Here is a 13,773-nt window from a genome sequence, read left to right as displayed (position 1 = left end):
CGCGAACGAAGGTGGGTTCCCAACAGTTAATAGCATCCTCAAGCTCTCATTGTCTGCAAAATTTTCGCTTAGGAAACATCACGCCCGGCCGCTCGATGGCCAATAACCCTACAAATAACCACTCTAAATTGTTAATTTATAATCTTTTGCGTATATTTTTACGCGCGAATTGCACCATTTTTCTTTAAGACCACCATAACTAAATGCGTTGAATATGCCGAAGTCAAAGAAAGAAACGGCGAAAACATCTATCCCGAAAAAGGATGTTCTTTCGTTGCTATCTGCCTTAAATTTTATGCCGATTGATGGAAAGATCGACATATACCAGAAAGAATATGACGGTTATATCATTCTTTTGGATTTGGCCAAAGGCGCAATTGTTTATCAGGACCCAGCCGCCGACAAATATATTCTCGTTCACGACAAGTCAACTTCAAATTTAAGTAAACCTGAGAATTTGGTCGTCCTGGAATGTGTTGATAGACTCCTCAGAAAAGGATACAAGCCGCATAGTTTAGAACTTGAACGGAAATGGAAAGTAGGAACTACCAAAGGGCGCCTCGACATTTTAGTGAAGGATAAGCATGGTAAGCCCTTTCTAATGATTGAATGCAAGACATGGGGAAAAGAATACAATCATGAAAAGGGAAATATGTTCTCCGATGGAGGACAACTTATATCTTATTATGCACAGGCAAGAGCAGCAAAATATCTTTGTTTATATACATCGACTGTAAGTAACGGGCAAGCAAAATACTCAAATGAGATAATCAACATTACCTCTGACTATGCCAGTTGCTCGGATAGCAGCGAGATATTTGAGAAATGGGATAAGACATTTAAAACGAAGGGAATTTTTGATGAAGGAGCGACTCCCTACAGAATTGAGTTCAAAGGCCTGTTCGACAAAGATTTACAAGATCTGGAAGGTAACAGTTCCAGTCTAATCTTCAACCAGTTTGCAGAAATCCTTAGACGTAACGTTGTCTCTGATAAATCAAACGCTTTCAACAAAATTTTCAATTTATTTATTTGTAAGATCGTTGATGAAGACGCTAAGTCAGGAACTGATGATCAACTCGATTTTCAGTGGAAAGGAAGCGATACATACGAGACGTTTTTCGATCGCTTGAACTCCCTTTATAAGAAGGGGGCGAAAGAATATATAAACATTGATGTAGAGGATTTGAATACTGCCGAGCTGGACAATTTGCTCACTACAACTTCAAATACTGATAGAATAAGGAAAGCGTTTACGAAGCTTCGCCTGTACAAGAATAATGAATTTGCATTCAAGGAAGTTTATAACGAAGAGACTTTCATAGAAAATGCGTACATAGTTAAACAGGTTGTTGAACTGTTGCAGCCGTATCGGCTAAAGTACAACCAGAAGCAACAATTTCTGGGTGACTTCTTTGAACTATTGCTGAATACTGGCTTTAAGCAGGAAGTAGGACAATATTTCACACCTTTACCACTGGCCCGGTTCATCTGCAAATCGCTTCCCATTCAGCATGTGATCGAAGCTAAGAACAATAGGAAGGAAAAATTTTTTCTGCCGTATGTGATCGACTACGCTTCCGGCAGCGGTCACTTCTTAACGGAGGTGATGGACGAAATAAATCACTTTGTTACTGAAATCGAAGCCAATCCAAACTTTATTAAAGGAGGAAAAGCAGCAAAAGATGAATTTTTGAGCTATTGTCACTATTATAAGTGGGCGCGGGAATACGTTTATGGAATCGAAAAGGATTACCGATTAGCTAAGACAACTAAAATCAATACGTTTCTTAACGGTGATGGAGAGGCAAACATCATAATGGGTGATGGCCTCGACAACTTCAGGAAAAGCCGTACGTATGTGAAAAAGCTAAAGGAAATCAAGGATAACGAGGGGCTATTCGATATTGTTACAGCCAATCCGCCGTACTCAATCAAGGAGTTTAAAAACACACTAAACTTCGGGAAAGAGTCTTTTTCGCTTTTCAAATATGTAACAGAAAAGAGCGGTAGTATAGAATGTCTATTTGTTGAGCGCACAAAACAATTGCTGAATGAGAATGGTGTAGCTGGAATCATCCTTCCAGTAAGCTTCTTAACTAACTCTTCGGACGAAATAAATAATCAAGCAAGAAGTATACTATTCAATTTCTTCAAAATAAAAGCGTGTGTCTATTTGGGTGAAAAAACATTTATGGCGACGAATGTATATCCTGTTGTACTCTTCATCCAAAAACGAAAGGAAAACGAACTGCAAAAAATCAACCAGATAATAGATAAATTCTTTATTGATTTTGCAGACTTGACGTGCAATGGAATTGAAAATGCTTTTTCAAAGTATGTACGATACGTATATAAGAACTTTTCTCTCGCAGACTATAGTGCATTTTTAAGCAGCGGCGAAATAAACGCTGAATTATTGGAGAATGAGATTTACGTTGAGTATAAAGAAGAACAGTTGTCGCTTGAAGAAATTAGGGCCTTGGAAAAGCGAAAGATTTTTCATTTCGTAATCTCTTATGGTCAGAAAGTTGTGGTAGTTGACTCTGGATCTGGAAACAAGGAACTTGATTTTCTGGGCTATGAGTTTAGCACGCGACGGGGGAATGAGGGCATTAAAATGAAGAAGGACTCCAACGGAAAGTTCAAAACTAAGCTCTTTAGCGATAACGACCTTATGGACGAAACGCGAGTAAATTCATATATCATTCGCAGTTTCACCAACTCTTTACCGAGCAGCGTAAATGCGGAAATAAAAGACTATGTCGAGATTGTTGACCTATCTGAACTTTTTGACTTTAATAACTATACGTTTGAAAATACGGTAAGATATGGTTTGCAGCACACTCGTTTTGTGAATACAAAGACGGTTAAACTTAAGACCCTTTTTGAACCAGTAAGTGGGGTGACATATTCAAAGGCAGACCAAGAACGTATATCAACTTCTAAGAGAGTTCTTACTTCTACTCATATTGACCTTGAGAAAGGAGGCTATACATTAGAGAAGCCAATCTATTTAAGAACAGATTTTGATCTTCCTGAAACAAGCAAGCTCCAAGCTAACGACCTATTTGTAAGCACATCAAATAGCTTAAAACATTTAGGCAAGGTTGCAATGATAGACGAAAATTTGGACTATTACGCCGGTGGGTTCTGCACTATTTTGAGACCTAAGGCAAATCAATTTATGACTCCCCATGACCTATCAATTTATGTAAGAGATATTCTTCAAAGGTCAAAAGAGTTTAGAGCGTTTATTAGCTTGTACAAAAACTCAAGAATTTCAAATATCGGCACGGATCTTTTGAACTTTAGAGTTCCTTTGCCTCTAAGCGCCACGATAAAAAAAGAGGCTGTGGAAAAGGCAAAAAAGCCGGTGCTGAAATCTAAGGCGAAAACAAAGGGAAAAGTAGCAAGCCTGCCGGAATAATCATCTTGTGAGATCATCCGCATAGAAAAGGGCCTGAATAACAGGCCCTTTTCTATGCGGATGACTTCTAAGTGTTGAACTCATACTAAACTGAATCCAAGTCGATAAAATCAAAGTTTACTACGAAACTCTTTTTTCCCTAATTTAAGATTGCAAACTGAAAAGTCTATGCCAACATCGCGTAAGTATATATCCGTTCCTAAAGTGATTAAGCCGATTCATTACAATAGACGTAGGACTCCACGCCTCGTCATTGGAAAAGGTTATTTCATATGCTTTGGAAATAACAAGGTCCTCCCTTGTACATTAAAAGAAATTGTGGATAAGGAATTCATTATTGTAAATGCACCAAGCGAATTTGGTGATTGGACTAACTTCAGAATATATGCTGATGAAATCGGAGAAACACCCGAAGAGGCTGTGGTAAATACAGTTACAATGTAAATTAGCTGATTAGCTATTGGCAATCGTGAACCTTAGCATACAGAACACGCGAATAATAAAGGGCCCAACAAGGGCCCTTTATTCAAGGGTGATAATGCGTGCTATTGCCATTGAACTACCAGTTCCACTCTAAGTTGACCGTTGGCACTTTGAAGGAGGAGCGTGGTAGGATAACCATTTGTAGTAGCAGAAGTAAAATTGAAGTTAGAGAAAGCCCCAATTACGTCATTTGATAGTGGTGAATCGTTGTCGTAGATTTCTAAACTGTAAGGGGTTGCGAAGTTCGTTACTTGGTAGGGAGTGCTTAACGTCCAGGCTATCGGCAAACTTGCTGCCGTCGCATCGTTAAGAGGGCTGCCACTGAAGAGTACACTGCCTGCACTGCTTTTAAACTGGAAAAATACATCGGGGCCTGAGCCTGGGTCCCACGAACCACCTGAGGTGGTTGTAAATGGCATAGCCGCCAATCTTACTTTGGTGATCTTCAATGAGGTTGGGGTACCGATGTTTACTGTTTTGGATACCGTGTTAGACCCGCCAGGACCAGTAGCTGTTAGCCGTACCGTATATACCCCGCCCTGTGTATAATTATGCGAAGGACTGCTCGATGACGAGGACGGGGTGTTATCGCCAAAGTCCCACTGGTAAGAAGTGGCTCCACTGGAGGAGTTGGTAAAAGACACCGTAGCCGGTGCAAGTCCCGCCCCTGAGAAAGTGAAGTTTGCGACTACAGGGGTATTGTCGGTTCCGCCTTTTTTAGAGCAGGAAAGTGCGGATGCTGCCAGAGCGGCGCAGCCCAGGAAGAGAGCTGTAAAGCGTTTTTGAAAGAGCATTGTGGTTGTTTGAGAGGCTCCCTCTATCTCCTGAAGGGAAATGGTTGTAAAAAACGGCGTGGAGACTAACACCTACCGCCTCTCGCGCCAACCACGGCGCATTGCAAATAAGCGCAGCTCCACGCCTTTCGGGTGGCTGCTACTGCTTTTTGCAATGAATCTGCTTTACGTGTGGTTGTTCGAGAGGCAGAAGAAGTTACGCAGTCAATAAGATATGTCCCAGCGAAAGTAACCGTTTCCTTCAAATGAAACAATGTAGGAAATACGATATTTCCAGGCATTGACGAACCAATTTAAGCGATCTCACCCCTTTTTAATAAGTTTCGTTCATGTCGGGCAATTGCGATAAGAAATGATACCTTGCCTTTCAAAGCTAACACCTATGACAATTAAAAACACAAACCTCTTGTGGGCCGGAGGCATGGCCCTTGCAGCTGCCGCAGCCTGGTACTTCATCAGAGACAAAAAACATCCTCCCGAACCATCGGGCACCACACCGGGCTCAGCGCCAGTAGCTACAATTCCCGCAACACTAAGCCCTGGAGGAGCAAAAGAAGCATCTACACCTCCAGCTTCGACTGGGCTATCTGCCGGCGATGCCGAGCGTAAGGAGAGACTTGAAAACGCTGCACTAACGATCCTAAGCCATTGGGAGAGGCAGAACCGGGAAGATGTGTTAGTGCAATTCAAAGCCTTGGTTGCCGGCGGGCACATGCCGCTGCAAGACGTGCAGGTGCTGCATGACCACTTGCAAAATCTGCTCATCGTGCAGAGTAATAGTGGCGTTGGAGAAGTAACACTACTGTCAGCACAGCAGGATTCAACTACCAAGGCAGTAAATGAGATGCTACTCAAATACAAACTCAGGAAGCTTTCGTTGAATGACTTGAAGAACAATCCGCATCTAACAACAGGACCCGTCATTGCACTTGCCACGGCAGTTCCCAGTTCCGGGGTGCCAACAGTAAATGAGATACGTCGTCGCGCAGAGTTTGCAGCTAATATTAGGAATTAAAAAAGGGACTATGATTATCCAAGCGAATAGGCGGGGTGGCACCCCGCCTATTCGCATTTCCTATTCCATTAACTTTATTTAATAGCAGAGAGGCTCGATCAAAGTAAGAAGTTGATACAAATCGACAGCTGGCTGTAAGGCTTCATCTGCCGGTCTTGTCGATCTACCCGTTTCAGCCCCGTCTAAAGCCGGTAATGAGAGATTCAAAATGAAGGATATATGCGAAAACATTTGGTGAACCTGCTGTTTATAGAATACAAGCACCTGCGCTTGGTAGAAACAATCAACGAAGTTGGATTTGTTAACTTAGAATGGGTACACGGGAGTTATGACAATTTTGAAATTGTTCTGGACATTATAGGATTTCCGAGAGACAGCGCACATTTGCGGAAGGGCGAAGAGTAGAAAAAAGGTGACTTTTGCAGGGGTTATTTGTCAGAAGAGTGGTTCAACGTTCTCAAAGCTGTACCGGACGCTGATATAATTTTCGATCTGCATGGATTACGTGTCCAGAGCGTAGTTTGCTCGAATTCGGTCCAAAAGCGCATCGGGGAATATGTGGAGTGCGTGTTTTCTGAACATACTGAATGGCAGAAAGGATGGGCCAACCAAGTTCTTAAATCAACAAGCGCAGAAAATATATGATAGTAAAGTTATTAGAAACGGAAATCGAGCTTTCCCCACAAATGAAATGGCACCGGGCAGACCAAGATTTCAAGGCATGGAGCCATAAAGATTTGATGAAGTATGAAGCTGTATATTTTGCAAATGAAGAGAATCAGCAGGGACGCTCAGTTTATTGGGTGAATGAAAGCGAACTCGGAATGACGGATGATCCGAAACAAACTGCTCTGTTTCTAAAGAACAATGCAAACATTGTAGCAAGAGCATTGCAGGAGATCTATCCTCAAGAGGAAATTTTGAAGACCCCCCTCAAGCTACTGCGCTTTGTGTTCCAAAACACGAAGTTGTGAGCGCCTCATTTCGCTTCGCGCTTTTTCTGAGTTTGGTTCGCGAGATAATGGTGTCAAATAAAAAGAGCCGTAATTACGGCTCTTTTTATTTGGGAAAGGCAAGGCGGACCAAATCATCTAAACTCATGATCCTACGAGCCAACTTTGCTTTGATTGCGGGAGTTACCTTCAACGTCTGATGAAACCGCACGAAGTTGTAATAGACAAAGTATAGTGAGATAGCATGCTTGTGGTTTTCGAGCTTCTTTGAAAAGGCATTAGTGAGGCGTGTAAACCGGCGCATGGACATACGCATGGTCAGGTTCTGACGCTCTATGTAACTCGTGGAAATAAAGTCAGCATCGGGCCTGCCCGAAATAATTGTCTTTATAGCTCCCGCATATTTCTGCGGGCTGTACCGTCGTTCAGGGTTAGGCGCGTCAGTATTCATATCCTGATTTTTCTTCTGAGTGTATGCACCATATTGCTTAACGAGCTGAGCATAGTCAATTTCTCCGTCAAAGGCGAAGTCCACAGCTTCGATATACATCTTCAACCCGTCTGTAGTGAGTTGCACGCGGCTCTTAAGCCGAGCTGCCAACCCTTGCATGAACGCATAGGCTGAACCAACCTCCCTTGTTCCTACATGCCAGTCAATAACCATCTTGGTTTGTGCATCGATTCCCACCCAGGTCCAAACACTTCCTGCTCCACCGACTTGCTGCATGTACTCGGGCACATTCTTCTCTTTCGAGTAGACAAAAGACCAGATTTCATCGCACTCAACTCGCTTTGCATCCACATGAACCACATGCGTATCGTGAAACTCCTTGCAAGCAGTGCCAACGGCGATCAAGGTTTTACTGATTGTGTTCATGGAACAGCCAGTGATCCGCGAAATAGAGCGCAAACTTGCGCCTTCCACGAGTAACTGGACGATCTGGACACGTTTGGTGAAGGGAAGGTGGTTCATAGTTCGAATGTAGACTTTAGCAATTACGGTCAAGCATAAGGATGAGCTAAAACCCGCTCTGTGCCTGGATTTTCTTTCTAACTAATTCATTAAAAAAGCCTTTTGAATTTGTTCTGACAAGTTCATAGTTTTGAAAAAAGCAGAGAGGTCCGGACCGGAATTGCACCGGCATCTCCAGCTTCAAGGGCTGGAATCTTAACTGTTAGACGAGCCGTACTCCTCTCCACTTTTGTTTCAGGTGGTCAACTACTTTCCCTGCGATGTTCGGTAGTGATTTCCTGGTTATAGAAAAAGAGGATCCGGTTCGGATTTGTACCGAATCTCCAGCTTCAAGGGCCAGCATCTTGTTCTTTAGACGAGCCGTACTCCCTCTCTTTTCAGAATGGTTAGCCCACTTGCTTTCAATCTGTTTGAGTTATAGCAAGTGGGCTCTCTGTTTCCCGTATGATTAAAGAGCTGCACCGGTCGGGCAGCTTTTCATTTTTTGCCCGTTGGTAGACCAAAAGTAGCCGAGGTTTTAGGGGGGCGTGGCGGCGCAACTATTATCGTCCCTATTATCGTCCTATTCTCGTTTTAGGTGTTGATCATTTATTTTCCAGTGCGATCAATGAACGAACTACAGCCAACTGTTTCGAGAAATCAGCGCTTCTTCTATTGTAAATTTCGTAAATACGTTTAGCCATAAATTCTTCGCTGAAGCTTCCCGGTCTATTGTCGTAAAAAAGGGCTGCTGCCACCTTCCAGATTCCCCTTCGATGGTTCACTTTCATAAGACGTTTGTCACTATGCGGGTCTGTTAATTCGCGGATGAGAATTAGGAGCTCATCCACACGGTTCGGATTCCAAGCGCATGGGCGCCGCGTACTGATGGCCCTGTCAAAAGTATAGGGGCCACGGGTCCAGTCCCGCTCATAGATTTTTTTCGAGAGCCTGCGAAGCTGACTTACCGTCCCATTCCAGATGAAGAACCGGCTTGTTGACGGAGGATAGGTCGAAAGGCTGTTGGCAGGAAGTCCCTCCATTCGATCCTTCGTTTTTGTAATCCAATCCATTATACGCTCCATCCGACGCCTCGTTTCGACAATACTCGCTTCCCGGATTGAGTTGAAATGGAGATATTCAACCTGCCCGACAAAAGACTCCTTGTCAGGATAGTTTTTAAACAGGTGGTCCAATATTTGGCCAACAGTCGTGTAGTCTGCAAGAGCGAGGTGTAGCTGAAATAATAGCCAAAATGGCGGGGAAGTAGCAGCGACAAGAGTAGCGGGGGAAGGAAAGGGCGGCAATTGCTGATCTGGGAGGTAGGAGCAAATGATGGTTTGAAAATGCGTCTTCCGCTGAAGTAAAAGCTTTTCTTCCTGCGGACGCTGGCGCACCGCGCCTTCGATCACGTCTGCTACTTTGCGGTAAAGGCCATGCAACTCAATGTCGTAATGATGATAGCGAAATGTTTCCTCGCTTTGCAGTTCATCCATTCTATGCTGTTACTTTCAAAAGAAACGATCGGTTTCATTTGAAAGTAACTGAAATCTGAACACTGCGCTACTTACGAATCTAAAATGATGAAGAAACCCAAGCTGCCGAATTATGCGCCATAGGTCCATTCCCTATTTTGAGTCTCAAACAAGTCAAGAGTAGTTTTAATTCTCGCTTTAAAATCGAATAGGGCTACAAGCGATTCCAACGGGCTTTCGCAGCATTACGGGCAATCTCGGATCGCCGCTCCGGAGAAAGCGCCTTCGCCCTGGCCGGGCCGCCTTTTTGTCCTCCACGGCGTCCCATCGCAGCGGCCGCGGCAGTTAATGTATCTACCGGCGCTTTCTGCAATAAGGGGTCTTGGACTTGTCCGGTCGCAATGTCTCCTATCAACTTCGCCAGTTGGTTCACATCAGAGGGGCGTTTGAAATTTGCCATACTCCAAATTTACAAAAGCACTTTGTAATGAAACTGGCAAAAAGCCCAAAATGACACACTCTTCTATCTTACTCGTTGAGACTCAATTAGGATGAAAATGATACACTACCCCGGACTCTTTTAATTTCAGATTTCAGATTGGTGATTTTAGATTGCCTTCTAGTGGCGCTGGCTTCACTGCATGGCTTGTTTCCATAAGCAGCGAAAGGGGTGACGTGTATACTCCTAAGCCGGCACGCTTCCACTTATCAATAGACCAATAGACATTACTCCTATACTCCTTAGCGAATACCTTAGCCCCTTTTTTTCTTAGCGGTAAGAATCGCTTCTTATCCTTCCCATCCTTGTTGCCACCAGCCCTATCGCTCATTTGCCTTCAGCAAGCGGAGAAAGTTGCCGCCGAGGATCTTTCGGATCTCCGCCGACTTGTACCCGCGTTGCAGCAGGCCTTCGGTGATCTTCGGGAAGGTGCTGACATCGTCGAGGCCGAGCGGCGGGATGATGGAGCCGTCGTAGTCGGAGCCGAGGCCCACATGGTTGATGCCCACCAGCTTCACGATATGGTCGACGTGATCGAGCAGGAGCGAAAGCGGCGGGCGCGCGGCATCTACTTCGGCCTTGTATTTCGCAACAAGGAAATCCTGGATGTCGTAGTCGGCCCACTTCAGCGCCACGAGCGAGTCGATCTCTCCTTTATGCACGGCCGACAGTACGTTAATCTTGCGGTCGAAGCTGCTGTCGACGAAGCTCGCGTTGAAGTTGAGGTGGATGACGCCGCCATTCTTCCCGATCGCTTTGATCTGCTCGTCTTTGAGGTTGCGGCGGTGCGGCGCGAGGGCCCAGGCATTGCTGTGCGACACGAGCACCGGCCGGCGCGTAGCGGCCATCACGTCCCAGAAGGTCTTTTCGCCGGTATGACTGAGGTCGATCAGCATGCCCAGCGTGTTCATGCGCTGCACCACCTGCCGGCCGAAGTCGTTGAGGCCCGGCGCCGCGTTGGGCACGGTGCCCGACGCCTCGTCCCTGGCCGAGGTAGCCCAGTCGGTGGAGTTGTTCCAGGTAAGGGTCATATAGCGCACGCCGCGGCGGTAGAGGGCATCGAGCTTCGAGAGGTCGCCCTCGATCATGTGTCCGCCCTCCACGCCGAGCAGGCAGGCCATGCGGTTAGAAGCGGCGGCGCGCCGGATGTCGCGGGCAGTGGTGGCCTTCATGAGCGTTTCGGGGTGGCGGCGCAGGATCGATTCAAACGAGTCGATCTCGATATTGGCGTATTTGAAGGCTGTGTCCTTCCCGAAGCGCTCGTCGCAGAACACCACGAACACCTGCGCGTCCACGCCGCCCTGGCGAAAGCGGGCAAGGTCGCTCGCCGCCGCGCCGCGCAGGTCGGTGCCGATGTCGCGGCCCCGCATCGTAACGGTACTGAGCAGGTCGTTGTGCGTATCGATCACGATGGCGCTTTCGTGGAAGGAGGTCTGCGCGAGAGCGGACTGCACGGCACACAGGGTCGCCAGCAGGATCAGGGAACGAAACATGGAAGTCAATTGAGTGTTGAAAGTAGGCATTCCGGTGCTACGCAGCACGCGCCGGTTTCACGCAAAGGCGCAAAGTGCGCGGAGCCCGCAAAAGCAGGTCCTGCCTGCGGCAGGAGGGTATCACACGGCGGCACAGAGACACGGCGATACTTTTAAAACCCGGCGCGGGCGCCTGGCCGGCATGGAGGTGCAGCGGGGGTTCACGCGGCGGCGCGGCGATACGGCGACGCAGCGATCGGTTGCTACTACATGCAGGCTTGTCCGTGTCGCCTTTTTCTACGGGACGCCTTTTTATGCCGACGATGCCTGAAGAGCATCAACCAATAGAGGAAATAGTGCCGTAGAGGGAACACCCGCCGCGTGGCCGTGCCGCTGCGTCGCCGCGGGAACTGTATTCGTGAGCAACGCGAACCCGAATTTGCGTACTCCGCGCGCTTTGCGGCTTTGCGTGAAACCGTTCACCCCGCCGTGCCGCCGTGTGAACCATACCCGTGAGCGCAGCGAACCCCTAGAACCCTACCGGCCGCTGCGGCGTCTTGCCCTGCCACACCTCGTGGCACAGCTTGATGTACAGCTGGAAGTCGTAGTCGGAGCTGTACCGAGTGAACTCCAGCGTGGGCCGGAAGCGCTCCTGGAAGCGGGCGAGGTCCTCACCTTTAAGCCCCGTAAGGCGGGCGATGAGGGTGCGGCTGAAGCGGTTGTCGATATACTTCTCTTCTTCCTGTTGCAGGAGGCGCGTGCGGAAGCGCTCGGCGCGCTTGTTCTTGCGAAACTGGAAGACGCGGATCAGCTCGTTGATGTCGATGCCCGCGCCGCCGGGGCCCATGGAGGTCATGGTGCTCAGGTTGGGCCGCTGGAAGTCGAAGGCCTTCGCATAGGCTTGCCGGTTCGCGATCGAGTCCTGGCGGTAGTCGCGCTTCTTCACGATCACCTCCTTGAGCAGCTTCATCGGCACGCGGAGCGAGATGTCGAAGTGATCGGCGTCGCGGATGTCGCGGACCGGAAATTTCTGTGTGGGCTTACCGAGGTAGGAGAACCACACCGAGTCCCTGTTGGATACCTCGATGCTGTAATGCCCGCTGCCATCGGTTACGGTGCCACGCCCGTTGGTGGCCTGCACCGTTACGGCCTCGAGCGGGTAGGTGCGCGACGAATCGTACACGGTGCCCTGCAGCTTCCATTGGGCGGAGGCGGCAGGTGCGAGCAGTACGATCAGGAGCAGTACGAGGACGGAGCGGGGCACGAAGGCAAGGTAACGCAGGAAAATGCAAAGAAGATGGTAAAAGGAGGGAGCGTTTATTAGTCTATTGGTCTATTGGTTTATTGGTAAAGGGGGGCCGTCTTCGGTGCGGACTTTCCCGCAATGCCAGCCTGCAGCTATTCAAGCGACGGCGCGATGTGCACGCAGCATTCGTTTCACCCGGTCGTAAAAAGCGAAGGGAGATCCAGCTTCGGCATTCTCGGAACCCCCGATCGGCAGGGCACCCCATGATAAGCACCAGGCCGCCCGCGGCCTTTCCCTTGGCGCTCTTGAAAAAAAAGACCTTGGTATCGTACGCGTCGCTACCAGTATTCGGAGACTCCGGCTGTGAACGGCCTCGTTAGCCGGGCTGGTGAAAACACCTTCGCGCCTTCGCGTACAATCGGATCCACCCGCCCGACACTGCTCAACCATAACGCCCACCGCCACCCGCCCGGCGCCCAACGACCTTACCAATAGACAAATAGACCATTAGACCCCTTACCTTCGCCTTATGCTCAAAAACACCCTTCTCCAGGCCATCGAAGCCGGCGCCGCGGCCATCCGCCGCTACACCGGCGAAACCTTCACCATCAGCAACAAAGAGGGGATCAACAACCTCGTGACGGAGGTCGATCATGCCTCGGAGGAGGCGATCATGGCCGTGATCCGCGCGGCCCATCCCGACCACGCCATCCTCTCCGAGGAGTCGGGCGCCAACGACCAGACCTCACCCTACCGCTGGATCATCGATCCCATCGACGGCACCGTCAACTTCGCCCACCACATCCCCATCTGCGCCATCTCCATCGGCCTCGAGCACGAAGGGAAGATGATCCTCGGCGCGGTATACAACCCCTTCATGAACGAGCTCTACGTGGCCGAGCGCGGACAGGGCGCTACGCTCAACGGCGAGCCGATCCACGTCAGCAAAAAAGAGAAGGTGGCCAACGCCTGCCTCGTCACCGGCTTCCCGTACACCTACCTCGACGAGCCCAACGGCCCGCTGCAGGTGTTCGAGCGCTTCATCCGCCGCGGCATCCCCGTGCGCCGCCTCGGCTCCGCCGCCATCGACCTCTGCTGGGTGGCCGCCGGCCGCTTCGACGGCTTCTACGAGCACAAGCTCCAGGCCTGGGACTCCGCCGCGGGTTACCTCATCGTGGAAGAAGCGGGCGGCAAGGTCACCAACCTCCACGGCGCCCCCTACGACCCGCACCAGCCGGGCCTCATCGCCTCCAACGGCATCCTGCACGACGAGCTGCTGCAGTGGATCAAAGGAGAGCAGTAATCTCAGATCGGTGATCTCGGATCGGTGATCTGGGGGCAGCGATACCGTCGGGTCTACCTTCCGCTGGAGAAAGACAGGTGCTCTCCATCAAGCGAGCGTAACGACGCATCATGATGCGTCGCCGATGCTGCCCGCTCCGGGACGACTGCTC

Annotated in this window: 10 protein-coding genes; 4 read left to right on the top strand and 6 right to left on the bottom strand. The window is 48.8% G+C overall.

Annotated elements, in window-relative coordinates:
* Positions 1–214 precede the first annotated feature (214 nt).
* Entirely contained in the window at positions 215–3,430 is a 3,216-nt protein-coding gene (locus tag ABD937_RS22810; protein WP_345258339.1) for an N-6 DNA methylase, read from the top strand.
* Between the two features lie 545 nt (positions 3,431–3,975).
* Here ABD937_RS22810 and ABD937_RS22805 read toward each other — a convergent pair.
* Positions 3,976–4,707: a PKD domain-containing protein gene (locus tag ABD937_RS22805; RefSeq protein WP_345258338.1), complete on the bottom strand. Its 732-nt coding sequence runs from the start codon at positions 4,705–4,707 to the stop codon at positions 3,976–3,978.
* A 382-nt stretch (positions 4,708–5,089) separates the two neighbouring features.
* Here ABD937_RS22805 and ABD937_RS22800 point away from each other — a divergent pair, with 382 nt between their 5' ends.
* Both ABD937_RS22800 and ABD937_RS22795 read left to right on the top strand, forming a co-directional pair.
* Positions 5,090–5,722: a hypothetical protein gene (locus ABD937_RS22800; RefSeq protein ID WP_345258336.1), complete on the top strand. Its 633-nt coding sequence runs from the start codon at positions 5,090–5,092 to the stop codon at positions 5,720–5,722.
* 641 nt (positions 5,723–6,363) lie between these two features.
* Positions 6,364–6,696, top strand: a complete 333-nt coding sequence (locus tag ABD937_RS22795; RefSeq protein WP_345258335.1) for a hypothetical protein — start codon at positions 6,364–6,366, stop codon at positions 6,694–6,696.
* Positions 6,697–6,781: 85 nt separating this feature from the next.
* Here the strand turns inward: ABD937_RS22795 and ABD937_RS22790 are convergent, their stop codons facing one another.
* The 5 genes from ABD937_RS22790 to ABD937_RS22770 all read right to left on the bottom strand — a co-directional run bounded on the left by ABD937_RS22790 (position 6,782) and on the right by ABD937_RS22770 (position 12,337).
* Complete coding sequence (locus ABD937_RS22790) at positions 6,782–7,648, bottom strand: IS1 family transposase (protein WP_345258334.1); 867 nt, start codon at positions 7,646–7,648, stop codon at positions 6,782–6,784.
* Between the two features lie 584 nt (positions 7,649–8,232).
* Positions 8,233–9,123 carry a hypothetical protein gene (locus tag ABD937_RS22785; RefSeq protein ID WP_345258332.1) on the bottom strand — a complete coding sequence of 297 codons (891 nt, stop codon included), beginning with the start codon at positions 9,121–9,123 and terminating at the stop codon, positions 8,233–8,235.
* 193 nt (positions 9,124–9,316) lie between these two features.
* A complete protein-coding gene (locus tag ABD937_RS22780) occupies positions 9,317–9,562 on the bottom strand; it encodes a hypothetical protein (RefSeq protein ID WP_345258331.1) in 246 nt (81 codons plus the stop codon).
* A 359-nt stretch (positions 9,563–9,921) separates the two neighbouring features.
* Complete coding sequence (locus tag ABD937_RS22775) at positions 9,922–11,094, bottom strand: dipeptidase (protein WP_345258330.1); 1,173 nt, start codon at positions 11,092–11,094, stop codon at positions 9,922–9,924.
* Between the two features lie 508 nt (positions 11,095–11,602).
* Positions 11,603–12,337: a carboxypeptidase-like regulatory domain-containing protein gene (locus tag ABD937_RS22770; protein WP_345258328.1), complete on the bottom strand. Its 735-nt coding sequence runs from the start codon at positions 12,335–12,337 to the stop codon at positions 11,603–11,605.
* A gap of 511 nt (positions 12,338–12,848) precedes the next feature.
* On the opposite strand from ABD937_RS22770, the gene ABD937_RS22765 reads away from it, so the two are divergent.
* The gene (locus ABD937_RS22765) at positions 12,849–13,622 is read left to right on the top strand and encodes an inositol monophosphatase family protein (protein ID WP_345258327.1); all 774 of its coding nucleotides are present in this window, start codon (positions 12,849–12,851) and stop codon (positions 13,620–13,622) included.
* Positions 13,623–13,773 lie beyond the last annotated feature (151 nt).

It is taken from the genome of Flaviaestuariibacter amylovorans, assembly GCF_039541815.1.
Classification (GTDB): domain Bacteria; phylum Bacteroidota; class Bacteroidia; order Chitinophagales; family Chitinophagaceae; genus Flavisolibacter; species Flavisolibacter amylovorans.
Note: the sequence above shows the minus strand (reverse complement) of the source record. Positions and strands in the feature narration are given on the sequence as shown.

Bases quoted from the DNA above. Each gene is read 5' to 3' on its own strand.
- ABD937_RS22765 (WP_345258327.1), top strand. From the start codon at position 12,849: ATGCTCAAAAACACCCTTCTCCAGGCCATCGAAGCCGGCGCCGCGGCC.
- ABD937_RS22775 (WP_345258330.1), bottom strand. From the start codon at position 11,094: ATGTTTCGTTCCCTGATCCTGCTGGCGACCCTGTGTGCCGTGCAGTCC.
- ABD937_RS22810 (WP_345258339.1), top strand. From the start codon at position 215: ATGCCGAAGTCAAAGAAAGAAACGGCGAAAACATCTATCCCGAAAAAG.
- ABD937_RS22780 (WP_345258331.1), bottom strand. From the start codon at position 9,562: ATGGCAAATTTCAAACGCCCCTCTGATGTGAACCAACTGGCGAAGTTG.
- ABD937_RS22790 (WP_345258334.1), bottom strand. From the start codon at position 7,648: ATGAACCACCTTCCCTTCACCAAACGTGTCCAGATCGTCCAGTTACTC.
- ABD937_RS22805 (WP_345258338.1), bottom strand. From the start codon at position 4,707: ATGCTCTTTCAAAAACGCTTTACAGCTCTCTTCCTGGGCTGCGCCGCT.
- ABD937_RS22800 (WP_345258336.1), top strand. From the start codon at position 5,090: ATGACAATTAAAAACACAAACCTCTTGTGGGCCGGAGGCATGGCCCTT.
- ABD937_RS22795 (WP_345258335.1), top strand. From the start codon at position 6,364: ATGATAGTAAAGTTATTAGAAACGGAAATCGAGCTTTCCCCACAAATG.
- ABD937_RS22785 (WP_345258332.1), bottom strand. From the start codon at position 9,123: ATGGATGAACTGCAAAGCGAGGAAACATTTCGCTATCATCATTACGAC.